The organism is Flavobacterium sandaracinum (genome assembly GCF_004349135.1).
GTDB lineage: Bacteria > Bacteroidota > Bacteroidia > Flavobacteriales > Flavobacteriaceae > Flavobacterium > Flavobacterium sandaracinum.
Map to the genome: position 1 here is coordinate 1 of NZ_SMFN01000003.1, position 26,842 is coordinate 26,842.

At 34.2% G+C, this 26,842-nt stretch carries 22 protein-coding genes; 13 read left to right on the forward strand and 9 right to left on the reverse strand.

What is annotated here, in order from left to right; translation table 11 throughout:
- From E0F91_RS18155 to hutH, 4 genes are all read right to left on the reverse strand, one after another.
- Positions 1-256: helix-turn-helix domain-containing protein (locus E0F91_RS18155; RefSeq protein WP_132064941.1), on the reverse strand; the 256-nt coding region annotated here is incomplete at its 3' end.
- 77 nt (positions 257-333) lie between these two features.
- A complete protein-coding gene (locus E0F91_RS03350) occupies positions 334-1,680 on the reverse strand; it encodes an inorganic phosphate transporter (RefSeq protein ID WP_132064942.1) in 1,347 nt (448 codons plus the stop codon).
- A gap of 31 nt (positions 1,681-1,711) precedes the next feature.
- Entirely contained in the window at positions 1,712-2,356 is a 645-nt protein-coding gene (locus E0F91_RS03355; protein WP_132064943.1) for a DUF47 domain-containing protein, read from the reverse strand.
- 49 nt (positions 2,357-2,405) lie between these two features.
- On the reverse strand, positions 2,406-3,920 hold the full coding sequence (gene hutH, locus E0F91_RS03360; RefSeq protein WP_132064944.1) for a histidine ammonia-lyase: 1,515 nt from the start codon (positions 3,918-3,920) through the stop codon (positions 2,406-2,408).
- A 709-nt stretch (positions 3,921-4,629) separates the two neighbouring features.
- On the opposite strand from hutH, the gene thrA reads away from it, so the two are divergent.
- The 5 genes from thrA (at position 4,630) to E0F91_RS03380 (ending at position 11,659) form a co-directional block, all read left to right on the forward strand.
- Complete coding sequence (gene thrA / locus E0F91_RS03365) at positions 4,630-7,077, forward strand: bifunctional aspartate kinase/homoserine dehydrogenase I (protein ID WP_132064945.1); 2,448 nt, start codon at positions 4,630-4,632, stop codon at positions 7,075-7,077.
- 84 nt (positions 7,078-7,161) lie between these two features.
- Positions 7,162-8,088 (forward strand): homoserine kinase, encoded by a 927-nt coding sequence (locus tag E0F91_RS03370; protein WP_132064946.1) that lies wholly within the window; start codon positions 7,162-7,164, stop codon positions 8,086-8,088.
- A gap of 127 nt (positions 8,089-8,215) precedes the next feature.
- A complete protein-coding gene (gene thrC, locus E0F91_RS03375; RefSeq protein ID WP_132064947.1) occupies positions 8,216-9,508 on the forward strand; it encodes a threonine synthase in 1,293 nt (430 codons plus the stop codon).
- Between the two features lie 232 nt (positions 9,509-9,740).
- Positions 9,741-9,863: a hypothetical protein gene (locus E0F91_RS18065; protein WP_279432780.1), complete on the forward strand. Its 123-nt coding sequence runs from the start codon at positions 9,741-9,743 to the stop codon at positions 9,861-9,863.
- Positions 9,864-10,234: 371 nt separating this feature from the next.
- The gene (locus E0F91_RS03380) at positions 10,235-11,659 is read left to right on the forward strand and encodes a hypothetical protein (protein WP_132064948.1); all 1,425 of its coding nucleotides are present in this window, start codon (positions 10,235-10,237) and stop codon (positions 11,657-11,659) included.
- An 85-nt stretch (positions 11,660-11,744) separates the two neighbouring features.
- Here E0F91_RS03380 and E0F91_RS03385 read toward each other — a convergent pair whose 3' ends face one another.
- The 3 genes from E0F91_RS03385 to E0F91_RS03395 form a co-directional block, all read right to left on the reverse strand.
- Positions 11,745-12,653 carry an SH3 domain-containing protein gene (locus tag E0F91_RS03385; RefSeq protein WP_132064949.1) on the reverse strand — a complete coding sequence of 303 codons (909 nt, stop codon included), beginning with the start codon at positions 12,651-12,653 and terminating at the stop codon, positions 11,745-11,747.
- A 487-nt stretch (positions 12,654-13,140) separates the two neighbouring features.
- On the reverse strand, positions 13,141-13,701 hold the full coding sequence (locus tag E0F91_RS03390) for a DNA polymerase ligase N-terminal domain-containing protein (protein ID WP_132064950.1): 561 nt from the start codon (positions 13,699-13,701) through the stop codon (positions 13,141-13,143).
- 35 nt (positions 13,702-13,736) lie between these two features.
- On the reverse strand, positions 13,737-14,102 hold the full coding sequence (locus E0F91_RS03395) for a hypothetical protein (protein ID WP_132064951.1): 366 nt from the start codon (positions 14,100-14,102) through the stop codon (positions 13,737-13,739).
- 429 nt (positions 14,103-14,531) lie between these two features.
- Between E0F91_RS03395 and E0F91_RS03400 the strand changes: the two genes are divergently transcribed.
- The 6 genes from E0F91_RS03400 (at position 14,532) to E0F91_RS03425 (ending at position 19,577) form a co-directional block, all read left to right on the forward strand.
- Entirely contained in the window at positions 14,532-15,584 is a 1,053-nt protein-coding gene (locus tag E0F91_RS03400; RefSeq protein WP_243698829.1) for a zinc-dependent alcohol dehydrogenase family protein, read from the forward strand.
- Positions 15,585-15,847: 263 nt separating this feature from the next.
- Positions 15,848-16,180, forward strand: a complete 333-nt coding sequence (locus E0F91_RS03405) for an ArsR/SmtB family transcription factor (protein WP_132064952.1) — start codon at positions 15,848-15,850, stop codon at positions 16,178-16,180.
- 19 nt (positions 16,181-16,199) lie between these two features.
- The gene (locus E0F91_RS03410; protein ID WP_132064953.1) at positions 16,200-16,670 is read left to right on the forward strand and encodes a DUF6428 family protein; all 471 of its coding nucleotides are present in this window, start codon (positions 16,200-16,202) and stop codon (positions 16,668-16,670) included.
- Positions 16,671-16,686: 16 nt separating this feature from the next.
- On the forward strand, positions 16,687-17,319 hold the full coding sequence (locus E0F91_RS03415) for an arsenate-mycothiol transferase ArsC (protein WP_132064954.1): 633 nt from the start codon (positions 16,687-16,689) through the stop codon (positions 17,317-17,319).
- A 1-nt stretch (position 17,320) separates the two neighbouring features.
- Positions 17,321-18,394, forward strand: coding sequence for an ACR3 family arsenite efflux transporter (gene arsB, locus E0F91_RS03420; protein ID WP_132064955.1), 1,074 nt, complete (start codon positions 17,321-17,323; stop codon positions 18,392-18,394).
- Between the two features lie 124 nt (positions 18,395-18,518).
- Complete coding sequence (locus tag E0F91_RS03425) at positions 18,519-19,577, forward strand: ArsO family NAD(P)H-dependent flavin-containing monooxygenase (protein WP_132064956.1); 1,059 nt, start codon at positions 18,519-18,521, stop codon at positions 19,575-19,577.
- A 46-nt stretch (positions 19,578-19,623) separates the two neighbouring features.
- Here E0F91_RS03425 and E0F91_RS03430 read toward each other — a convergent pair whose 3' ends face one another.
- Positions 19,624-20,919, reverse strand: coding sequence for a TIGR00341 family protein (locus tag E0F91_RS03430; protein ID WP_132064957.1), 1,296 nt, complete (start codon positions 20,917-20,919; stop codon positions 19,624-19,626).
- 442 nt (positions 20,920-21,361) lie between these two features.
- On the opposite strand from E0F91_RS03430, the gene E0F91_RS03435 reads away from it, so the two are divergent.
- Together E0F91_RS03435 and E0F91_RS03440 are read left to right on the forward strand one after the other, a co-directional pair.
- Complete coding sequence (locus tag E0F91_RS03435; RefSeq protein WP_132064958.1) at positions 21,362-24,349, forward strand: SusC/RagA family TonB-linked outer membrane protein; 2,988 nt, start codon at positions 21,362-21,364, stop codon at positions 24,347-24,349.
- Between the two features lie 11 nt (positions 24,350-24,360).
- Positions 24,361-25,752: a RagB/SusD family nutrient uptake outer membrane protein gene (locus E0F91_RS03440; RefSeq protein WP_132064959.1), complete on the forward strand. Its 1,392-nt coding sequence runs from the start codon at positions 24,361-24,363 to the stop codon at positions 25,750-25,752.
- A gap of 123 nt (positions 25,753-25,875) precedes the next feature.
- Here the strand turns inward: E0F91_RS03440 and E0F91_RS03445 are convergent, their stop codons facing one another.
- Entirely contained in the window at positions 25,876-26,838 is a 963-nt protein-coding gene (locus E0F91_RS03445) for an arginase (protein WP_132064960.1), read from the reverse strand.
- Positions 26,839-26,842 lie beyond the last annotated feature (4 nt).

Sequence of the window (26,842 nt, forward strand, 5' to 3'; positions counted from 1 at the left end):
AACTATCCAATAATGACAAAGAATCTTTCTGAATTGATTGTAAAACATTGAATTTAAATGCATCACTATAACTACGGTTCTTCCTTGGTATTAATCCATCTTCACCATAATAATTGTATAATCTAACCCATTTCTTAATACTGGATCTATGAACCATCTTTTTATTAGCTACAGATACACAGGAATTGTGCTGTTTGATAACTAATTCTACACATTCAAGCTTAAATGTGTATTCATACTTGACTTTTCTTTCCATAAAAATGCCCCCAAATAGTGTCTAACTTTTTGGGGGCAGTGTAGAGAATGGTTTTTTTTATGATTGTAATTTTAGCATTAAATAAAAATACTGAAAATATAATAAATTATTGCTGCCAATATTGCTGAAATTGGAATAGTTAAAACCCAAGCCCATAATAAGCTTACAGTCATTCCCCATCGTACAGCTGAAACTCTTTTTGTAAGTCCAACACCAATGATAGATCCAGTAATAGTATGTGTTGTACTTACAGGAACTTTAAAATGTTCCGTAAAATATAATGTCAATGCTCCTGCAGTTTCCGCGGCAACACCTTCAAATGACGTTACTTTTGTAATTTTAGAACCCATTGTTTTTACAATTTTCCAACCACCACTCAAAGTACCTGCAGCAATTGCAGAATAACATGCTAGCGGAATCCAATCTGGCATTTTGAAAGCTCCATTTTCATCAGGAAGAACCACATCCAACCAATCCGGTAAACTTTCCTGAGCGATACCACTAGTTTGAATATAAACTGTAACAGCTGCAGCTATAATACCCATTACTTTTTGGGAGTCATTTCCACCATGCCCTAAACTAAAAGCAGCTGATGATAATAATTGCATTTTCTTTAACCAATATGTAGACTGATGTAAATTTAAACTACTAAAAATCAAGCAAAAAGAACTTATAGACAATACAATAAATGCAACTAAAAACCACTTAATATTGTGTGATTCAAAAACAACACTCCAAAAAGGAGAGTCGAAACGCGGTTTCTTGATTTCATCAAAATATATCATTTGACTTTCCACAAACCAAATAGTCAACAGCATTAATCCAACTGTAAATAATTTAGGATAAATACTTCTTTTTGAAGCATTAAGAAGCCAAATAGAGATTAAATAAGACATTAAAGCACCAATTAAAGGAGCCAAAACAATGAAAGCAATGATGATTAAAACTCCAGAGGGGAATCCTCCATTTTTTCCTGCAGTATACCAGTTTACAGTATCATACCAATATGCCGTATGAATTTCTGTTCCTTCAATTACTGCATATCCAAAAAAACCATGGACTGCAATAGCGTGTGCAATGGCAGCTCCTGCGAATCCTCCAATAAGAGTATGTGAGGAGCTCGATGGAATCCCTTGCCACCAAGTGAACAAATTCCAAATAATTGCAGCTATAACTCCAGCAAGGATTACAACTAAATCAATTTCTAAAGTATTGGCGGTTTTTGCAACCGTATCCGCCACTCCAAAACCAAAAACCCAATAAGCTAAAAAGTTAAAAAAAGCTGCCCAGACAACTGCTTGAAACGGACTTAATACTTTTGTGGCAACAACCGTAGCAATAGCATTGGCAGCGTCATGAAAACCATTGATGTAATCAAAGATCAGAGCCAATACTATAATAACTATAAGTAGAGTAAATTCCATAAATTATAATTTCAGAATAAAACGGATTGAATTAAGAATGTTTTACAGAAATAGATTCTAGAACACCTGCTACGCTCTTACACTTATCAGTTGCTGTTTCTAAAACTGACAAAACTTCTTTGTACTTGATAATATTTTTAGCATCCGTTTCATTTTCGAATAAATCAAGAACCGCTTTATCATAAACATTATCTGATTTATTTTCTAACTTATTGATTTTCACACAAGCATCAGTAATATTCTTCATTTTTTTTAAATCTCTCAATTCTCTTACTGCCACATCAATATTTTGACAAGCCTCAAGATTAATTTCTGTCAATTTTCTGATAGATTTTGTGATTTTATCCACTTGATACAATCGCATTCTACTCGCTGCACCATGAAGATTTCCCGCTACGTTGTCTATTGAAGTTATTAATGAATGTATATCTTCCCTATCAAATGGAGTAATAAAATTTCTACTCAACTCTAGGTTTGTTTGACGAGTTATATCCTCTCCTTTTTGCTCTAAAACATCGATTTTCTGAAAAAGAACTTCACGTTCTTTCAAAGGAAGGTTTACAGCTTCGTGCAAATTCGTAGCTATTTCTATTAAATTACTTGATGCTTGTTCAAAAAGCGGAAAGAACTTTTTGTCTTTAGGAACCAAAAATTGGAAAAAATTATTTATATTCATTTCATTAAAATTTAGTCCGGCAAAATTACTTCATTATTCACCGCTAATGTTAAGCTAACATTAACAAATCGTTTTCCATTTGAAAAGTATTTAAAAAAGAAACCGTCTTTTCAATATCATAGTGCAAAATTCGGTCTTCTTTTATTAAAGGTATTTCTTCACGATAGGCATTTAAAAACATTTCTACAAAATCACTAGACTTTAAGGGTCTCCTGTATTCAATTGCTTGCGAAGCATTCATTAGTTCGATTGCTAAGATTCGTTCCAGATTATCCAAAACACGCAATGCTTTCGTAGCAGCATTGGCACCCATACTGACATGATCTTCCTGCCCGTTACTAGAAACAATACTGTCTACACTTGCGGGAGTTGCCAGTTGCTTATTTTGGCTGGCAATACTGGCAGCAGTGTATTGTGGGATCATCAACCCAGAATTCAGACCGGGATTATCAACTAAAAAAGCAGGAAGATTTCTAGTTCCTGAAATCAATTGATAGGTTCTTCGTTCTGAAATACTTCCTAACTCCGCTAAAGCAATTGCCATAAAATCTAAGGCTAAAGCCAAAGGTTGTCCGTGAAAATTACCTCCAGAAATGATTTGGTCACTTTCAATAAAAATATTAGGATTATCCGTCACCGAATTAATTTCAGTCTTAAACACTTTTTTTACGTATTCAAAAGCATCTTTTGAAGCTCCGTGCACTTGTGGCATGCATCTAAAAGAATACGGGTCTTGAACGTGCATTTTTGCTTGTTCAATAATTTCACTTCCTTCTAAAAATCCTTTTATACGGTTTGCGGTTACAATTTGTCCTTTATGCGGGCGAATAAAATGGATTAATTCATTAAATGGCTCCATGCGCCCGTCAAAACCTTCTAGTGATATTGTACCAATCAAATCAGCCAAATATGAAAATTTACTAACTTTCATCAAAATATGCACTCCGTAGGCACTCATAAATTGTGTTCCGTTCAACAAAGCCAGTCCTTCTTTTGACTGCAAAACAATCGGTTGCCAATCAAATTGTTTCAAAACTTCATTGGAATGCACTTTTTTTCCTTCGAAATATACTTCTCCCTCGCCTATTAAAGGTAATGATAAATGTGCTAAAGGTGCTAAATCTCCAGAAGCACCCAGTGAACCTTGTGTGTATATTACAGGAAGAATGTCATTATTATAAAAGGCAATCAAACGTTCGACCGTTTGCAATTGAATTCCAGAATGTCCATAACTCAGCGATTGAATTTTAAGCAACAACATCAATTTTACAATTTCAGTTGGTACTTCCTCACCCGTTCCGCAAGAGTGTGATTTTACTAAATTCTCTTGCAATTTCGACAAATTTTCGTTGGATATTTTTACATTACAGAGCGACCCAAAACCGGTGTTAATACCGTAAATAGGATCAGAATGCGAAGCCATTTTTTTGTCTAAATAGTCCCTGCATTTTTGAATATTTATTTTTGCTTCATCAGATAAAGCCAAAGCTTTGTGATACGAAACAATATCGTTTAGTGTTTCAAGGCTAAGTAACTCATTGCTAATAAAATGTGTATTTTCCATTTTGATCCTGTTTAAAAGGTAAAATTGAATAAATCTTTATAAATACACAACATTTGTTGACAATAATTTAAATTTAATAGTTAAACAAAACCAAAAATTAGATTTCATGCAAATACTCTTATATGTATTCAAAACAGTAATTTCAATTGCAAACTTTCACGTTCTTTACTAAAAAACAAAAGCAGTGCAGCAACTAATCAACTGATTTTGCTCATTTTGAATTCAATTAGCAGTGAAGTACATCCTTTTCCATTCAATAAAAAAGCTAGTTTCCAACTAATAGAATTTGAAAAATTTGCTAATTTATACGAATAGCTTCATCAAGGACATCATAAATCAAACAATATTTCATTATCCTCAAATAGCTTGTGCTATTTTAAAATATTCGCAAAAACACATTTAAATACGCTGTTTTTTATAAAAAACTGTACTTTTGGTACATCAAAATGGTAAACAATAAAGCTACATATCACTCTTCGATACTAACTCAAATCTGGGTTGGCACTTCTATTACGTTTACTACAACAACTACAACTACCCCTTTGGGGTAAATTTTTAACATATAATCCTATTTATTATTATTTTTTTCGGAAGAAAGAAAGTACTTGGATATATAATAAACATTACATTTTCAAAAAAAACAACACACACCATTAAATCGCCCACAACTATTAAAAGCGATTTATCAATACATTAAAAATAACTTGATATGAAAGTATTAAAATTTGGCGGAACTTCGGTTGCCAATGCACAAAATATAAAACTGGTTTTAAACATCGTTAGTGACAAAGCCAAAGAAGAAAAATTAATTGTTGTGGTTTCTGCTTTCAGCAAAATCACGGATTTTCTACAACTTGCTTCGCAGAAAGCAGCCGCCGGAGATGAAAGTTTCAAAGATATTCTTGCCGACATAGAGAAAAAACATTTAGACGCTTTAAAAGAACTTATTCCTGTAAGTGAACAAAGCAGTCTTTTGAGTCACATCAAAAGAATCATCAATCACCTGGAAACCTTACTGGACGGATGTTACCTTTTGGGTGAATTATCACCACGAACTTCAGATACGATTTTGAGTTTTGGCGAATTGCTGTCTTCTTATATAATTGCAGAAGCTTTAAAACAGAACCTAAAAAACAGCAGTTATAAAGACAGCCGCGAACTAATAAAAACCAATAACCATTTTGGGAAAGCAGTTGTTAATTTTGATGTTTCCAATGAATTAATTGTCGATTTTTTTGCTTCCAATGAAAATCAGGTGGTAGTGATGCCGGGGTTTATAGCTGCTTCGCTTGACGGAATCAATACTACTTTAGGTCGCGGAGGATCGGATTATACAGCCGCTATTCTTGCAGGCGCTCTTGATGCAAATGACTTAGAGATTTGGACTGACGTTAATGGAATGTTTACTGCCAATCCAAAAATTGTAAAACAAGCACAGCCTATCGCCTACATCTCCTATCAGGAAGCCATGGAGTTGTCTCATTTTGGTGCCAAAGTTTTGTATCCGCCAACAATCCAGCCCGTATTGAGAAAGAATATTCCAATTCTGATTAAAAATACTTTTGAACCAGCAGCTGATGGAACGTATATTTCCAATCAGTTTTTTGCACAATCCAATCCCGTAAAAGGAATTACACATATTGATGCAATCACATTGATCACGCTTGAAGGCTCTGGAATGATTGGTGTTTCCGGCTCTTCCAAAAGGCTTTTTGAAGTATTATCCAATAAAAATATAAATGTAATTTTCATCACTCAAGCGTCATCAGAGCATTCTATTTGTATCGGAATTCTAAATTCGGATGCTGATGTGGCGGAAGAGGCTATCAACAAAGCGTTTGAGGTGGAAATTTCACAAAATAAAATAGAACCTTGTATTGTTGAGAAAAACCTTTGCATTATTGCTTTGGTAGGCGAAAATATGAAAAATCATCAAGGTTTGAGCGGAAGAATGTTTAGCACTTTAGGTAAAAATAATGTCAATATTCGAGCGATAGCACAAGGTGCTTCCGAAAGAAATATTTCGGCTGTAATCAACGAGAGAGATGTGAAAAAGGCATTGAATACACTGCACGAAAACTTTTTCGAAGAAAATACCAAACAGTTGAACCTATTTGTGATGGGCGTTGGAAATGTTGGAGAGAAATTCATCGAGCAAATTCACCAACAAAAGAAATTCCTAAAAGAAAATCTAAAAATAAACCTGCGTGTTATTGCATTATCCAATTCCCGAAAAATGTATTTTGATGAAGATGGAATCTCTCTCAAGGAATGGCAATTTTTATTAGAAACCGGAGAACCCGCGGATAAAGAACAGTTTATTTCTAATGTAAAACAACTCAATTTACGCAACAGTATTTTTGTGGATATTACTGCAAATGAAAGCGTATCCAAAACCTACGAACAGTTTTTAAAAAGAAATATTGCAGTAGTAACCTGCAACAAAATTGCTTGCGCCTCCGAGTATGATAATTACAAAAAACTAAAGAAATTATCGCAACAATTCAATGCTCCTTTCCTTTTTGAAACGAATGTGGGAGCGGGATTGCCAATTATTGATACCGTAAAAAATCTAGTTGCTTCGGGCGATAAAGTCAATAAAATTCAAGCCGTTTTATCAGGAAGTCTAAACTTTATCTTTAATAATTTCGACGAAAACAACACTTTTCATAATGTCGTTAAAGAAGCTGGCGTACAAGGATTTACAGAGCCAGATCCTAAAATAGATTTGAGTGGAATTGATGTAGCTAGAAAGATATTAATCTTGATTCGAGAAAGTGGATATAAAATGGAAATTGACGAAATCACAAACGAATCGTTTATGCCTACAGAATGTTTGGATACTACTTCAAATGAAGCGTTTTTCGAATCTTTGCAGACACATAGCGCTCATTTTGAAACTATTTATAAAGAAGCATTGAGCAAAGAATCTCGTTTGAAATACGTAGCGCAATTCGAAAACGGGAAGGCAAATGTTGGGTTGCGTTTTATTCCAAAAGATCATCCTTTTTACAATTTGGAAGGAAAAGACAATATCGTATTATTTTTTACAGACCGTTATGTAGACCAGCCGTTATTGATAAAGGGTGCGGGAGCCGGAGCTGCGGTTACCGCTTCAGGAATATTTGCTGATGTGATTAGAATTGGAAACGTATAAAAATAGTTTAAAGTTTTTTTTGTTTAAAGTTTCAAGTTCAAGAACTGGCTACAACTTTAAACTTTAAACCTGAAACAAAAAATCATGAATGAAATAAAAATATTTTGCCCTGCTACAATCGCTAATCTTTCCTGTGGATTTGATGTACTTGGACTGTGTTTAGAAACTGCTGGCGATGAAATGATTATTCGGAAATCAGATGAGAAAGGGGTTCGCATTACTAAAATTGTGGGTGCCGACTTGCCTTTGGAAACCGAAAAAAATGTAGCTGGAGTATCTGCTTTGGCAATGTTGGAAGCGGTAGAAACCGAATTTGGATTCGAAATAGAAATCTATAAAAACATCAAAGCTGGTAGCGGAATTGGAAGCAGTGCTGCAAGTTCAGCGGGAGCTGTTTTTGGAATCAACGAATTACTTGGACGACCATTCACACGAAAAGAATTGGTTTTATTTGCGATGCAAGGCGAAAAATTAGCCAGTGGAAATGCCCATGCTGATAACGTTGCTCCTGCCCTTTTGGGTGGTTTTACGTTAGTGAGAAGTTCAAATCCATTGGATATTATCAAAATAGAAAGCCCATCTGAATTGTATGCTACGGTGGTTCATCCTCAAATTGAGTTAAAAACATCTGATGCACGTTCGGTGTTAAAGCAAACCGTTTCCTTGAAAAGTGCCATCACGCAATGGGGAAATGTAGGTGGACTAATTGCTGGATTGTACACTAAAGATTATGACTTAATCGGGCGTTCGTTGCATGATGAAATCGTAGAACCGTTGCGCAGTGTTTTGATTCCCGGATTTGATTTAATCAAGCAAACGGCATTAGAAAACGGAGCTTTAGGTTCTGGAATTTCGGGTTCAGGTCCTTCTATTTTTGCTTTAAGCAAAGGAAAAGAAACCGCAGACAAAATTGCAAAAGCCATGAGCGCTGTTTATGACGAAATGAATTTACCTTATGAAATTCACGTTTCAAAAGTAAATGATGAAGGGATGAAAATAATAGCCACCTAAACTCCGAAAGCGGAATAAAAGGAATAAAATTATTGATTTAAAAATTACAACAACACATTCTGAATCCAGTTTCGTCTCCCTTTCCTTTGGTTAGGGTTATGGTAGGGATTCCACAATTACTATACAAATGAAATATTACAGTTTAAACCATAACGCACCCAAAGTTTCTTTCAAAGAAGCCGTAATACAAGGATTAGCAACTGATAAAGGGTTGTATTTTCCTGAAACAATTACTCCTATACCACAAGATTTTTTTGATAACATCGAGAATTTAAGCAACGAAGAAATTGCTTTTCATGCGATTCAACAATTTGTGGGCGATGAAATCCCTACAGCCATTCTCAAAGAAATTATTGACGAAACCTTGTGTTTTGATTTCCCTTTAGTAGCAGTTGAAAAAGGAATCTATTCTCTTGAACTATTTCATGGTCCGACTATGGCTTTTAAAGACGTGGGTGCGAGATTCATGTCTCGTTGTTTGGCCTACTTTAACAAAGATAAAAAAGACAGCAAAAATACTGTTCTCGTGGCAACTTCCGGAGATACAGGAGGAGCTGTTGCCAGTGGTTTTTTAGGCGTTGCAGGCGTCGAGGTGGTAATTTTGTATCCTTCAGGAAAAGTAAGCGACATTCAGGAAAAACAATTAACAACTTTAGGTCAAAATATAAAAGCGCTAGAAGTCGATGGCGTTTTTGATGATTGTCAGGATATGGTCAAAAAAGCGTTCTTGGACGAAAGTCTGAAACACAAAAACCTAACTTCGGCAAATTCGATTAATATCGCGCGTTGGTTGCCACAAATGTTTTATTTTTTCTTTGCTTACAAAGCTTTAAAAAAACAAAACAAGGAATTGGTTTTTTCTTGTCCAAGTGGAAATTTCGGGAATATTTGCGCTGGGATTATTGCTAAAAAATTGGGCTTACCTATTCAACATTTTGTGGCCTCGACTAATATAAATGATACAGTTCCAAGGTTTTTAGAAAACGGTGTTTACGATCCGAACCCTTCTACAGCTACGATTTCTAATGCGATGGACGTAGGAAATCCAAGTAACTTTATTCGCATTCAAGAAATGTATCAAAATGATTTAGAGCAATTTAAAAAAGATTTTTCGTCTTATACGTTTACTGATGAAGAAACCAAAATAGCCATGAAAACTATTTTCAAAATCGACGGCTATATAGCTGAACCGCACGGAGCCGTGGGCTACTTAGGGCTAAAGAAAGAAATGAAAAACTACCCCAATGCGATTGGAATTTTCTTAGAAACTGCTCATCCAATTAAATTTTTGGATGTGGTTGAACCTATTTTAAATGTAAAACTACCCATTCCTGCACAAATTGAAAGTGTGATGAATAAAGAAAAAGTCCGCACAAAAATTAGCACTTATGAGGATTTGAAAGCATTTTTAGAATCATAATGCAATCTTGATTCCCTATTATGAAACCACCTATACCTTTCACTCTGCCGATTTTTTTTTAAAATAATAAATTGATTTTAAGTTTCTCATCCCTTTAAATTTTGTTTTTAAAACACATTTTGGCTTATTAAATTTTTAGGCCAGGAATCTGCTGACAAATAAGAAATGTTATTTAGACCCGACAGCAGCGGCATCCTTTTGTGCCGACTTTTCAGCGCAAAAGATATAGCGCATGGCGGGAGAACTGGTCTTGAAAAACCGAAAAAATTGTACTCCTAATGCAACTGCTGAATGGTTGCCTATTTCTTTACTTTTTTTCTTTCAAAATAATGATGGTACAACTGCAGAAAATTAATTGAGATAAAACGATTTCAGCAAATAACTTTCGCGCCCATTTTACCTAAAAATGAACATGCTAAACCGCTATAAATTAAAAATTTAGAACAGATCCTAAATACTAAATTTACAAGAAAAATAAATTAAATAGACCTATTGATAAAGCCATTAATTTTATCTACTTTTGCAATCAAATTGAGCAATCCAATTTAGGTTTCAACCTGGTAATAAAAAGCTTAGTTTTCATAAAGCAAAATTGGCAGCTATTCAATACTGGTTTGCTCTTGTTAGAAACAAAAATCTTCGGATTTATGCATTACCTCAAGCATCACTACCGCACAAATTAGTTACCCTTATATTAACAAATTTTTAAAAAACACGAAGAAGTTTATGACAGATCAAAACATGAATGAAGTTAGTTTTGAAATTGAGGTATTAGATAAGCATAAAGAATATAGGAACCAGTATCAATCCAATGATTTTTACTGGGGAGTAGGCATCGAAAATGAATGTTATTTAGAATTTGATAATCAACGTATCGTTGACAAAAATTTCTTATTAACAAATGGCATACGTGAAAAATATAGCGTCAACCATTTTAAAAATTACAAAGAAAACGTATTCGAAAATTCGCTACTCAAAATATTAACAGACAGAGAGTATGCAATCCCTGTTTTAATGAACTCCCATTCGTTTACAAAAACAGATGTAAACAATCAACATAAAGTTTTAGATCCCATAGACAATGAGCCAAACCCAGAATACATTGGGGAAAGTATTTTTGAAATATTACAAAAACACAATAACTATTTCATTGACGAACATCAAAAAAAATTCATTTTTGATGGTGACACCATTGAATTTGTAACGCAGGATTTTTACAAAAAAGATATCGATACTGTCATTGCGGAACTAGCAAATATAAAGCAAGAATTTACAGTAAACTTGCAACAACTATTACTAAAAGAAAATATATTTTCGCAATTTGGCAACATAAAAATCTGCTCGGAAAATCATCCTTTTGCCATATTTGTTTCTAATAATGAAAATTATTCTGTTTTCAATAACATGACTTATCATTTTAATTTAACGATTCCAACAGAGTTAAATAAGGAAGGTGAAATTAAAGACAAAGTAGATTTTATCAAAAAACATCAGCGTACGATTCGGTTATTTCAATGGTTGAGTCCGTTGTTTATGATCAAATTTGGATCCTCTGACTTTCTATCCCATAACGACAGTAGCGTTAACTTAACCAAGGCATCACAACGTTGTGCTATGTCAAGGTACATAGGGATTGGAACGTATGACACTAATGTTATGAAAACTGGAAAAATAGTCCAAATGGATTTTGATGCGCATCCAATGCACGATAATCCGTTGTGGTGGGTGAATCGCTATTCTGAAATATCAGATTATGAGAAAATCGATAAAATTGGACTTGATGTAAATTTTCACAAACACAAAAATCACGGTATTGAGTTTCGAATATTTGATTATTTTAATGAAAAACACCTCAAGGAAGTTTTAAATTTTCTGATTTTCATTATGGATCATGCCATATTAAACGAAATCGAAAATCCGATTTGCGATTTAGAATGGAATAACTTTGTCTATGAATCTATTGTTCATGGAAAAGAAACGGCAGTCCCAGCAAACCTTATTTCTCTTTTAGAAAACATATTGTCTATAACTATAGAATCTAATGACCCTATTGCAATCTATAGTCAAATATATGCTAGTTTACATGATCGATATTATGAAAATGGTTTTTGTAGTTCCTTACTAATTACTAAAATTGCAGTAGCAGTGTAAAGGTTAATAGGAATTAAATATTACAAAAAAGACTTCTGTACCACTAGAGTACAGAAGTCTTTTTTATTTAAAATGCCTTTACTATTTAATCATGATAGTAAAAGATAGCAGATGAATATCCTTTTTCAGGATCTTTACTATCCCACCAATCCTTTCTAACTTCTGAAAAATAATTATAATTATCCATTCCCGCTTGAGATTGCAGCGGATAAATGACTTTGCCCTCTAACCGAAATGCCTTTTCAGTTTCAGTTTCTGGAACAACCACTACAACGTGCCCTGACTTATTTAATATGAATCGTTTAGCACAAATGACACCTACACCTCCATTAGCATTGACTTTCTTTTGCAGTGCATCAACATCACTGACTCTTTCCCAACCAAAAGTATTAGCCGATTGTAAAAACCAGTCATAAATATAATTAGAATAAAAAGGTCTTACTGTTTCTCCAAAAACTAAGGGCACTTCGTTTCCGTTTTCAAGCGCTTCTATTGCTGTATCTGTCCATCTTAGTCTGGGAATATAGACTTTGGCAAAAAAGCAATAATCAAAGGTGTAGATATTACAGTAGGTATCAGAATCATCTTTTTCATATCTAAAACTTTTTGAAACATTGAGTGTGTCTATTATTTTTCGAATGGAAGATAGCTTGGATGCAACACTAGTTAAGTCTCTGAAAGGAATAGCTGGATCACCAAGCGGCTTGTAGGTTTCTAATTTGTTGTCCAGACTTCCTTTAGAACCTGGTTCAAAATTAGGCACTTCGATATCTGCAATTTGATCCATAGTCTCATCAACATGTTCAATATCTTGCGAAAATACAAAACCTTCTTTATCAGTATTCAAAAGCTTTACTTTCCACCAATCTGAGGTCGTTTTCTCAATTAATTTAACAGTATGTCTAAAAGGGATTTGTGTTAAAATTTTAGAATTATCATTCGCCGACGGAAAATCCCTAAGATTTAATGACGAAGTTGCTACTCTATATTTCATATTAATCTAATTTATAATCTAAAAATAATTAAATCGCAAAATACTAAAAACAACTAAGAAAGCATCAATAGAAACTACTATTTTACCACATTTTTAATAAAAAATCCAATTGCAAAAATTACTGGCATATTTACCTCAGCCCTGTACAAGATTTTCCTTTTTTCTTCCAAGCCAAAATTGATGCTTTTTGGTACTTCTTTTTTTTCAATACATTTTCAAGAACCTCGCCGATTTAATTTCTATTAACAAGAAATTATTATGCTGTAATCTCGCCTGCTTTGTCAAAATGAACATTGTTATTAATCTTAGAAATTTTTATTTTACCATGCCCTATTTCTTCTTTGCTGTTTTACTAATTTATTGACTACTTACCATTTATTACTTTTAAGGAAAAAAAATGGTAGTTCTAAATTAAAATAAAAGTGAAATCGTTGCTAAATAACTTCTTATTTATGAAAGGAAACACATCACATGTTTTTATTGCCAATTAACTTTTCAAACTGTCTATTGTAGTATCAGAAATCACGGATTGATCCTGCAACAAAATGTCTTCCTGGGTTGCATATTCATCTTTTGCTTTTATCAGAAGCCACGAATTCTCTTTTTTAACTTTCAATTTCACTAATACGAATTCCCCTTTCAGTTTTTTGCCCTTTATGATAAATCGGAGATGGCCTTTTTGCAAACAGGCATTTAGATTCCCATAATTTTCATCATCAACTAGAATATAAGTTCCATTATCCCAAACTATAACGTTTCCCGCACCGTAATTACCTTCAGGAATGGTTCCTTCAAAATTACGATAAGCATAAGGATGATCTTCCACCTGGATAGCTAGTCTTTTATGGGCAGGATTCATAGATGGCCCTTTAGGTATTGCCCAACTTTTTAAGACTCCTTCACTTTCTAACCTAAAATCGTAATGCAAGTGAGATGCAGCATGTTTTTGAACAACAAAAATCATTTCCGCCACTGATTTTTTTATTTTACCTTCTGGCTCAGCGGTGGATGCAAAATTGCGCTTTTGATTGTATTCATGTAAAGTCATTGCACTAGGATTCTAGTTTGTTTAAAAATGCAAGATTAAATCTTATTCCCTGTATTCTCTTCTAAATCATTATGATTGTCGCCCCCAATACTGTAATGGTTATTTTCTTCATCCTCACTCCCTATTTTCTCTTGCTCATCATCTAATTCTGAACCGGGTATGTCCAAGTCGGCTCCAGTCTTATCATCTTCAAAATCTTTTTCATTAAAATCCGTAACATTATTAATTTCAACAGGTATTTTCTTTTTAGAAATATCCTCTGGATTAATATCGCTTTCCTTGTGAAATTTATTGTAAATATCTTCACTTGGTGGATACAAAAGGGAATCTGGCACTTTGTTTTTATCTAATTTTTCTGACTTAGCTGCATTTGACTCTGATTTATCATTTTGATTTTCCATTAGACTTTTTATTTAATTATTGATTACTAAGTTACTCATTTTTGTTCAAAAGTGTGTTTTATTTAACTCTAAAAGTAGCAATTCCTGCCAAAAACAAGAGACAAAACCCGCGCTAGATTTATTAAATTAACATTAATTCCAAAAAACAATGGGCGACCGAAGTAGTTGCCTATTCCTTTATCATTTCGAAAAAGAAAGACGCTACATTATTTTGAAACATTTGCTTTAATCTTCATTTAATGACTTATATCATATAATAAGCAGTATTAATTAGCGACCTTTAGATATATTAATTATTGATTTATAGCTAATTATATTTACTGTCGATTGACAACTAAATAAATTTTAATAGTGAACGAATTAAAAATTTAAAGCCTTACGATTAATTTAAAAATGATTTGGGACTATAACCTTTAATAAAAAATGAAAATGAAACAGACTAAAACAATTAAAGCACTTGTATATGATGGACCAGGTAAGATTGAGTTGAAAGAGGTGCCATTTCCTAAAATTGAAAAAAGCACTGATGCAGTGGTGAAAATACTTAAAACGACTATTTGTGGTACAGACTTAGGTATATTACACGGAAAAACTCCATCGGTGAAACCGGGAACTACATTAGGTCATGAGGGCGTTGGTGTAATAGAAGAAATTGGTACTTCTGTCCGGAATTTTAAAAAAGGAGACCATGTCATAATCTCCTGTATCACTTCAGATGGCAGTTGCGAATACTGTAAAAAACAAATGTACGCTCATTGTGAGGACGGCGGTTGGATTTTAGGGCATCTTATTAATGGCACACAGGCAGAATACGTTCGGATTCCACATGCGGATAACAGCCTCTATCTGATACCAGACGGATCTGATGAAGAAGCGCTGGTAATGCTGAGTGACATTTTACCTACAGGACATGAAATTGGTGTGATTAATGGCGGAGTAAAACCAGGAGACACCATTGCGATTGTAGGAGCCGGTCCTATAGGAATGTCAGCCTTACTTACGGCTCAGTTCTACTCTCCGGCAAAAATCTATATGATCGACATCGATGAAAATCGTTTGGAAATGGCCAAAAAATTTGGAGCTACGCATACCATTAATTCTACCAAAGAAGATGTCACAAAAAGAATTCAATCAGAAACAAAAGATGGTGTAGATGTAGCTATTGAAGCCGTTGGAGCGCCAGCTACCTTTGATATATGCCAAAAAATTGTTCGCCCCGGCGGACACATTGCCAATATAGGAGTGCATGGAAAGCCAGTAGAACTGCAAATTCAGGATCTCTGGATCCAAAACATCACGATAACAATGGGATTAGTAAACACCAATACTACTCCAATGCTTTTAAAAACAGTTTCCTCCGGTAAATTAGAACCTTCTAAACTGATAACTCATCATTTTAAATTGAAAGAGGTCCTAGAAGCGTATGAAGTATTTGGCAATGCAGGAAAAGAGAAAGCAATGAAAGTAATTATTGAGCCGTAAAAACGAGTAAGAATTTAAATTATTTTTTTTGTTATCATGCTCTGATGGGTAGCAATTATAAGATTTATTCTATCCCTAATGAATAAGTTAAAAGTAATGCAATCGAGAGGGATTCTCCATACTCCTTCTCCTTTGTGTTACTTTTTATTTTATAATTACAAAATAATAAAACCACTAAACCCTCAAAACTTAATGCTAATTTAACACCAAAAGTAATCGTTGTTAGCTAATTAATCGTAATATTGCAATATAAATATATAACGATGGGAGTAACTAAAACACAACATTTTACAGAGGAGCAAAACGAACTGGCTGTACTTGCAAAAGCATTAGGTCATCCTGCTCGTATTGCCATAATTGAACATCTTATAAAAGTTGACAGTTGCATCTGTGGAGACCTTGTAAACGAATTGCCTTTAGCACAACCTACTGTTTCGCAACATTTGAAGGAACTAAAAAATGCCGGGTTAATCAAAGGAAATTTCGAAGGGGCTTCAATTTGTTATTGCTTGAACGAAGAAGGGTTTGAAAAAATAAAAAGTTTTTTTTCCCTTATCAATACCTATTTAGAAAACAGGAAAGACCAATGTTGCTAATTTTTAAATTATAAAAAAAATGAAACTATCAGAAATTAAAAAAGAATTGAACGCGTTAGAAAACGTTGCTTTTATATTACCAAACGGAACGTATGTTCCAGAACATTTTCACGTAACGGAAGTAGGCTTAATTACCAGAAACTTCATTGATTGCGGTGGAAAAGTTCGAAAAGAGAACGTTGTGAATTTCCAGTTGTGGGATGCCAATGATTTTGATCACCGACTTAAACCAAAAAAATTATTGGATATCATTGAACTATCTGAAAAAATTTTAGGAATTGAAGATCATGAAGTTGAAGTGGAGTTTCAAGGAGAAACAATTGGTAAATACGACTTGGGTTTCAACGGAACGGACTTTACTTTAATCAACAAGCAAACCGCTTGTTTGGCTGAAGACCAATGTGGCATTCCTGCTGATAAACAAAAAGTAAAATTGTCTGCAATCCCAACTCAAACGAATAGCTGCACGCCAGGTGGAGGCTGTTGCTAATTCTTAAAACTATAAAATGAGCCCAATTAAAACCAACCTCTTTTCAGAAATTGAAGAAGTAATCCGTGCTTTTGATTACGAAAATATATCTTCAGAACGTAAGATTATTTTACAACCACTTCTTGATTTTATCCAAAATAAAGTTTCCAAAGAGCAAGAAATAAGGCTAAACTTTATTTGTACGCACAATTCCAGAAGAAGTCATTTGTCCCAAATTTGGGCGCAAACGGCCGCAGGGTATTTCAATATTAAAAATGTTTTTTGTTATTCCGGTGGTACAGAATCTACTGCATTATTCCCTATGATTGCCAGAACATTAAAGCAATCTGGATTTCGAATTAATACTATTTCTGAAGGAAATAACCCAATTTACACCATAAAATTTGGAAAAAACGAACCTCCAATTATTGGTTTTTCTAAAACCTATGACGATGATTTTAATCCAAAAAGTGAATTTGCAGCATTATTAACTTGCTCTCAAGCGGATGGCGGATGCCCTTTTATTGCTGGTGCAGAGGAAAGGATTCCCATTACATTTGAAGACCCGAAAGTTTTTGATAACACGCCACAACAACAGCAAAAATACAAAGAGCGCAGTTTACAAATTGCAACAGAAATGTGCTATGTATTCTCCCAAATAAAATTATAAAATGGCATTACATAAAAAAAGATTAAACTTTCTAGATAAGTACCTTACCCTTTGGATTTTCATAGCCATGATAATTGGCGTTTCCATTGGTTATTTTATTCCTTCAAGCGATGACTTTATCAATTCCTTCTCCAGCGGAACCACTAATATACCTTTAGCAATTGGACTAATTGTAATGATGTATCCACCATTGACCAAAATTGATTTCTCAAAAATTCCATTAATTCTTGACAAACCAAAATTATTGACAGCCTCTTTTTTAATTACGTGGATTGTAGGTCCTTTTTTAATGTTTTTATTAGCAACCTTCTTCTTGAAAGATTATCCTGAATATATGACAGGTTTAATTATAATAGGAATTGCTCCGTGCATAGCTATGGTAATTGTATGGAACGAATTAGCCGAAGGAAATAGAGAATTAACAGCCGGTTTAATTGGAATAAATAGTTTACTGCAAGTATTCTTTTTTAGTTTATATGCCTATTTCTATTTGGAAATCATGTTGCCATTATTTGGAATACAAGGTTTAGAATTGAACATTTCTATAGCTGAGATTGCGATAACGGTTGGAATTTATTTAGGAATTCCATTTGCATTAGCGATAATTAGTCGCTACACCATCAAGAAGTTCATTGGTGACAAATGGTTCAATCAAAAATTTATTCCTTTTGTATCGCCTATTACTTTGATTGCTCTACTTTTTACCATTGTAGTTATGTTTAGTTTAAAAGGGGAAATGATAGTTGATTTGCCCATGGATGTGTTTCGAATTGCGATTCCACTTGTCATTTTCTTTACCATTATGTTTTTCCTGATGTTCTTTGTTTCAAAAAAGATTGGAGCAAATTATAGAGATGCTGTAGCGCTCTCCTTTACTGCATCTGGAAACAATTTCGAATTAGCAATTGCAGTTTCCATAGGAGTTTTCGGAATCAATAGTGGCCAGGCATTTGCGGGTGTTATTGGACCTTTGGTAGAAGTTCCTGCATTGATAATTTTAGTGAATGTCTCATTTTGGTTGAAAAATAAATATTATTCAAAACCAGCACTAGTCACAAAAACAGAAAATACCTAATTGTATGAACAATTTATAATACTTAAAGTGTGTCCCAGATTCTCCTATTGGACGATATTAATAGTGAAGCATCTCTGACACGAAAAAACTAGAACAACATACAATTTAAACAGATTCAAACAAAATGAACAAAATTTTAGATGTCATAGTCGTTGGCGGCGGACAAAGTGGACTAGCTTGCGGGTACTATCTCCGACGCCATAAAGTGAACTTCCTTATCTTAGACAAAGAGGAAAAATGTGGTGGCGCTTGGCTTCATGCTTGGGATAGTCTAACCCTTTTTTCTCCTGCTGAACACAGTTCCTTACCGGGATGGCTCATGCCAAAATCTAAAAATCTATTTCCTCTAAAACAAGAAGTAATTGATTACTTATGCCAATACGAAAAGCGTTATGACTTGCCAATAGAGAGATCTGTAACTGTAGAAAGCGTACTTTTAGAAGATAAAATTTTCAAAATACAAACTAGTAAAGGAATCTATTTTTCCAAAGTTATTATTGCTGCAACAGGCACTTGGAGCAATCCTTTTATACCAAAAATAGCAGGAATAGATACCTTCAAAGGAATTCAGATCCATTCGGCACAGTACAAAAATTCAGAATCCTTTAAAAATTTAAAAGTCCTTGTTGTGGGCGAAGGCAATTCAGGCGCGCAAATCGTAGCCGAAGTTTCTAAAGTTACCAATGTTAAATGGTCTACTAGCAAACCACCTCAATATTTACCAGACGAAGTAGATGGTTTTTATCTTTTTAACGTAGCAACTGCCAAATACAATGCGGAAAAAGAAGGGAAACCATTTAATGCAGCCAATTATGATTTAGGGACTATTGTAATGGTACCGCCAGTTAAAGAAGCTCGATCTAGAGGTGTTCTCCTCTCTAGTGGTGGTATTAAAAGTATTTATAAAGAGGGCGTGATTTGGAATGACGGAACCAAAGAAGATTTTGATGCTATAATCTGGTGTACAGGTTTTGGTTATGCCACGTCTTTTCTTAAAAATAGTGTTTCAACAGACGATAGAGGCATTGTAAAAACAGAACAAAGCAAAGCAACAGAAGTTGATGGGGTATGGTTAGCAGGCTATGGAAGCTGGACTGGTTATGCCTCGGCAACACTTATTGGAATAAATAGAAATGCCAAACAAACTTGTAGCGAAATTTTAGCCTATTTGCACAAACAATAATATAATTTTCCTGATAAACGCGCTATTAACGGCACCATAAATTAAATTATTGCCTTTTAAAAATTTCTACTGCATCCGTCTTGAATTTATTTTTTAACCACGCAGTCAATTTCTTCTTTTCGATTGTGTCTAAATCATTTTTACTTTCATAAAGCACCACAGTAATCACTTTTCTATCTTCTTTATTCTCATTAAAAACATGATTTGCAATAGCAATATTGGCGATTTCAGGAAACAAAATTCTAGTTTCACTTAAAATGGCATTGTTATCAAATTTTAAAGATACGATTTGGCTTTGCAACTTAGCAATAATCAAATCTTTCTCGCTCATGGTTTTGTTATTAAAAGTAATTTCATTTAAAATATCCTGTTTCAAATCAGTTGTATCTTGAATAATATTTAAAACGGTATTATTTAACTCGTAGGTTTTTAGTTTTACGTTAAGTTCTTTTATTTCATCCTTATCGAGTCTTCTTCTTAAAAAAGCAATATCTATTTTTTTTGGATTTGACGTAAATTGCGTTTTTTTATACAATACAGTATATCCTTTATCTAGGAATTCTAATTTTAAAAATAATTCTACTTTTTGCTTGTATTTTTTTTCTTGAAACAGCTGGTAAGCAAAAAAGACACTCGGCACAATCAAAGCTAAAGTCAGGAATGAAATTAAATATTTCACTCTCTTCTCCGTTCTTAAATCAGTTTGTTTAACAATTGGATATTTTAAATATTTGACAATTATAAAGGTTGCAATGCAGATAAAAACGCAATTAATAGTATATAAATACATGGCACCGAAAAAGAATTTAAAATTCCCTAAAGCTAATCCATAACCTGCCGTACACAACGGTGGCATTAATGCAGTTGCAATAGCCACTCCAGGAATAGGATTTCCCTTCTCTACTCTTGTGATCGCTATCACTCCCACTAGTCCTCCAAAGAAAGCGATGAAAATATCGTAAATATTTGGTGATGTCCTAGCTAAAAGTTCGGATTGGGTGTCTTTGAAGGGACTTAAGAAAAAATAAATAGTAGATACGACTAAACTTACCACCGTAGCGATAAATAAATTTTTAAGCGATCTTTTGAGCAAATTAAAATCATAAATTCCCAAGCCAAAACCAGCACCTACAATAGGTCCCATCAAAGGCGAAATAAGCATTGCTCCAATAATAACGGCAGTTGAATTTACATTCAAACCTACTGAAGCAACTACAATGGCACAAGCTAAAATCCATAGATTCGAGCCTCTAAAAGAGATGTTTGATTTTACATTATCCAACACTTTCTTCTTGTTCTCTTCGCCGCTATGTAAGTCAATAAAATTTACTACTTTATTCATTTCCCTAGTTTATTTCTTAATTGAATAGCATCTCCAACTTCATCATTTTGCCTTTGCTGTTAACCGCCAAAGTAGCAAGATAACCATTTTTAAACTAATTGAAAACTTTCACTTTCAATCTTCTAATTGGCCACACAATTTAGCTGCTTCATTTATAGATTTGAAATAAGTGAAACCCATTCAATCTTAAAATTAGAAAAAACATTCAAGTAATCCAATCTCAATTTAAAGATGACAAAAAATAGTAACAAGGAAAAGCCATTCGTAAAGCATTCACAAATTTAATTTGATAAAGGTCTATTATTTCGATATCTGTTTTTTTATGTTAAAAAAATTAAATTATTGCTAATTAAACGATAAACAAACATTTTTAACACCTATAATACACCTTATTTAACATTTTATTTAGATATTTGAACAAACTAATCTTAAATAATCCAAAATGAGAATTAAATTCAAACATTTTTTGAGCGTCTTATTTGTGCTTTTTGTACAATTGATATTTGCTCAAGAAAGTACCCTAACTGGTAAAGTTACCGATATGGGTGGTCTTCCAGTTCCTGGAGCTAACATTATTGTAAAAGGAACAACCATTAGCGCGCAAACAAATTTTGATGGTGAGTTTACCATAAATGCGCAAAGAGGACAAATTTTAGTAGTGAGCTTTGTAGGGATGAAAACTATAGAAGTTACAGCTACTGCATCAATGCTGATAAAGCTCAGTGATGCTTCAAATCAACTAGAAACAGTCGTTGTAGTTGGGTATGGAACCCAAAGCAAAAAGAAATTGACGGATAATATTGCTCGTGTAACAGAAAAAGACATCCAACAAATTCCAGTATCCAATGTTCAAAATGCCTTAGTTGGTAAATTAGCAGGGGTACAAATAACGCAAACGAATGGTAAAGTAGATGGTGGAATAAACATTCGAGTACGTGGTGCCGCTAGTATTAGTGCAGGTACACAGCCACTGTATGTTTTAGATGGCATCCCTTTAGTGACTACTAATGAATCTAGTAATGGAGCACCAACCAATCCATTGCTTACATTAAGCCCGAACGAAATCGAATCTATTGATGTCCTTAAAGATGCATCATCAGCAGCCATTTATGGTGCTAGAGGAGCAAATGGTGTGGTTTTGATTACTACAAAAAGAGGTAAAGAAGGCAAAGGAACATTCTCCATAAACCTTTCTCAAGGAGTTAGCCAAGCTACTAATAAAAGAAAATGGCTGAATGCAGATCAGTACATTGAATTGTTTACTGAGGCATCTATCAATGGACTTGGTGATGCTGCTGAGGCTGAAGATACTTTTGAATTCTTAGCTCAAGGAACAGACTGGAGAAACCGAGAAGTAGATACAGACTGGCAGGATACTGCTTTTCAAGATGGATTTAATACCGATGCTGATTTTTCAGTATCTGGAGGAGATGCCAAGACAAGATATTTCTTTTCTGGAGCATACAACAATACCACTGGTATTATCAATAGTAATGCACTAGAAAGAATAACAGCGAGAAGCAATGTTTCTCACAAAATTTCCGACCGTTTTACGGCTGGTATGAATTTAAGTTTTTCAAGATCCCAAATCGACCGTGTGCAGGATGACAACTCTTTTACAACTCCTTTGCAAGCTGTGGCACAATCGCCGTTATCGCCAGCTCGCTTAGCAGACGGAACTGCTAATCCTAATACATTATATGCTAATTATTTGTTAGCTATTGATAATTCCTTTTGGAAAACACTAATGCGAAGAGTTACTGGAAAAGTATATGGAGAATATAAAATCCTTCCTTCTTTAAAAGTCAATTCTGATTTTTCTTATGACTTATTGTCACAAACTGAAGATGCTTGGTCAGGAAGAAATGCTCCTTTTATGGCAACTGATGGAGAAGTTTTTGCAACTTCTGTAAATAATGAAACTTATATCTACAGTAACTATTTAACATTTGATAAAACCTTTGGCGAAAAGCATGATATTAATGCAGTAGCTGGTATGGAATTTAATAAATTCAATCGAAGATTTCAAAGTGTTACTAGTATTTACTTTCCAAATGACTCCTTTCAAACCGTTGATGGTGGTGCAGAAGTAAATGCAGGATCTGGAAACGAAACGGATTATACCTTCGTTTCTCAATTTGGTAGACTTACGTATTCATTTGCTGATAAGTATATTTTTAAAGCCAGTATCCGTCGTGATGGTTCTTCCCGTTTTGGTAAAAACGAGAGATTTGGTACTTTCCCTGCATTTTCAGCTGGTTGGATTCTTTCAGAAGAGAGCTTCTTAAAAGATAATGCTACGCTGACTTTCTTAAAACTTAAAGGAAGCTGGGGAAAATTAGGAAATGCTGAGTTGGGTAATTTTGCTTCACGCCAATTGTTTGGATCAAATCCTTACAACCTGAAATCAGGACTTTCATTCGCTCAAGCTGGAAATGATAATCTTACTTGGGAAAAATCAACTCAAATTGATTTCGGTGTTGAATTTGGTTTATTGAATAAAATCAGTGTCGAAGCGGATTATTACAAGAAAAATACTGATGGATTATTGTTTAGTGTTCCGTTATCAATCAGTTCTGGAGCAACTTCAATCAACCAAAACATTGGTGAAGTACAAAGTAGTGGAGTGGAATTTACATTGAATACAAAGAATATTGACTCTGATAACCTTAAATGGAATACAAGTTTCAACATTACAACTAATGAATCCGAAGTATTATCTATGCCTAATAACAATAAGGATATCGTAGGAACCTTCACTATTAACCGCGTAGGAGAAAATATTTCATCTTTTTATCTAGTAGAATATGCCGGAGTAGATCCTGCTAATGGTGATGCTTTATTTGTTAAAAACACGCTTAATACGGATGGGTCTTTAGACAAATCAACCACCAATGATTACTCTGTAGCGAAAAGAGTTATAGCAGGAAATCCATTCCCTACTTTAATGGCTGGTTTAACCAATACGATCAACTATAAAGGGATTGATTTTTCTTTTACATTCCAAGGGGAATGGGGTGCTAGTATCTATAATTCTGCTGGTATTTATCAATCCGTTGCTGCAGATTATTTTGACAATCAAACAATTGATCAATTGGATCGCTGGCAAAATCCTGGAGATATTACCAATATCCCACAAGCTCGATTGTATGGTAGTAATGGAACTGGAGCGTCTACACGATTTTTAGATAAATCTGATTTTGTTCGTTTAAGAAACTTAACATTAGGTTACTCTTTATCTGGTAATGCTATAAAAGAACTTGGAATGACAAGCGTACGACTTTATGCAACAGGTGTTAACTTACTTACTTTTACAAACTATTCTGGTTATGATCCAGAAGCAAGAAGAGATGATGCTGGTATTGGAGAAGAGTTTTACTCAACACCACCTGCGAGAACAATTGCTTTGGGAGTCAACATTAATTTTTAAAAATGAAAAAAATGAAATCAAATAAATTAATCTTAATTATTCTTTTCGCTACTTTTTTTGCAAGTTGTGATAGTGAATTAGAAATTGATCCAAGACAAAATGAGGATGCAACAGTAACATTAAGTACTGAATCCGGCATTATGAATATCTTAACAGGCGCCTACGCTATAGCAGCAGATGGCGATGTTTATGGCGGTCGAATATTGACTTCAGCTGATTTATTAGCGCAGACTGGAATCACGGCAACAACCGACTTTAGATGGAGAGGAACTTTCGCGGAATGCAGACAAATGTATTCTAAAACAATGTTAGTAAATAATGGTTTTGTTCAGCAAATTTATACTAGAAATTACCAAATTATTAATGCTGCCAATATCGTAATCGAAAACATAGATAAAGTACAGGATCCTGCTAAACGAGCAACCATGGTAGCTGAAGCAACTTTTTTGAAATCGTTAGCTTATTTTGAACTAGTTCGTTTTTACGCAAAACCTTTTGAAGCAGGCCAAGCCAATAGTCAATTAGGTGTTGTCATCAGACCAAATGCCATCTATGATTTTACTATTGATTTAGCAAAAGAAAGAAGCACAGTAAGTGAAGTTTACGCGCTGATCATTTCAGGCTTAAACCTTGCTTTTAATGACCTTCCTGAAGATAATAGTTTTTATGCTGATAAATATGCTGCCAAAGCTCTTTTGGCTAGAGTATATTTACAGCAAGGAAATTACCCTGCTGCTAGAGATGCTGCTCATGAGGTAATTGAAAATAGTGGGCGCACGCTATCCACTAAATATGCCGATGCTTTCAACCATGATGTGAATCAAAGTGAGGATATTTTTGCAATTCAAATCACAAAACAAACGGGAGAAAATGAAGTAACTAATTTATATGCTTCTGAAAATAATGGAGGCCGTGGTGGTGATATCGAAATTAGAGCTACCTACTTGGCTAAATTTACAGACATTAATGACGAAAGACGCAATTTCAATTACATCAATCCGGACAACGGAAGACGATTGACTTCTAAATATACAAATCAGTTTGGTGATGTACAATTAATGCGTCTTGCTGAAATGTACTTAATAAGAGCTGAAGCAAATTTCAGAGAAGGTACGTTCCTGGGAAACACGCCATTGGCAGATATCAATTTACTTAGAACACGCGCAAACGCTGCAAACTTTTTGACCGTGAACTTAGCTTCTATATTAAGAGAACGCGAGTTGGAATTAGCAATGGAAGGTTTCGCAATACATGATTTAAAAAGAACAAAACGTTCTATTGATGTATTTGCCGATGGTTCCAAATTAATTCCTTACAATGACAATACTTTAGTATTTCCAATTCCTCTAAGAGAAATGGATACCAATAGTAAAATCACTCAAAATCCTGGTTACGGAAGTTAATAAGGTATAGGACCAAGCAGAGTAAAACACAATTCGTCTGGCCTATTTTCCAGAAATCATAAAAAATTAAAAGCCCGAAAATCTATTTAGATTTCGGGCTTTTATAGTTAACAGCTCTTAAAATTATTCGATTGGCACACTAAGTTCCGATGTAATAGCCTCTAATACTTCAAAAGCAGTTTCAGCCATTTTATTCCCTTTAGTATCCAATAGCGGATTTATTTCTACAAATTCGATACAAACTACCTTTTTAGTTTCAATAATTTGATTAATCATTGCAATGATTTCGTACTGATCAAATCCTTTAGGAACTGGTGTTCCTGTTCCATAGGAAATCATATCGCAATCCATAGAATCCACATCAAAAGAAATATATAAAACTTCACAATGAGCGACTTTGGTCAACGCCTCTGAAACACATTTTTGTAATCCTCTAAAGCGTACTTCGTCGACCTTATAATTTTTAATATGCAGTTTTTCAATTTGCTTATTCTCTTCTTCCTCGGTATCACGAACACCAAAATAGATTAGATTTTCAGCCAAAACTTTAGGTCCCTTGTACCCTATGTTTTTCATATCCTCCCAATGCTGCTGCGTCTCTGGAGCCACATCATTATTCTGGCAACTCAAATTATCATCAGCAAGAGCCGCAGACAAAGGCATTCCATGAATATTTCCTGATGGTGAAGTATAAGGCGAATGCAAATCAGCATGAGCATCAATCCAAAACACACCTATATTTTGCTCTGGATAGGCTGCTTTAATTCCGCTTAAAGTTCCTAATGCTGAGGAATGATCTCCTGATAAAACTATTGGAAAATAATTCCCTTCTAAGTTTTTCTTTACTGCATTACAAACTCTGGTGCATTGCTCTACAACATGCTCAATTCGTTTAGCAGAGGAGCTTCTATTTTTGTCGTATATGGATTCGTTGTGTGTCCTTACGTCTTCAAACTCAAATTGATTAAAATAATCACTATCCTGATTGATCGCTGCAATTTCGATGGCATCAATCCCTAAATCGGATCCTCGTGTACCTGCACCTATATCCGATCTATTTTTTATTAATTTTATCGTTTTTCCCATGATC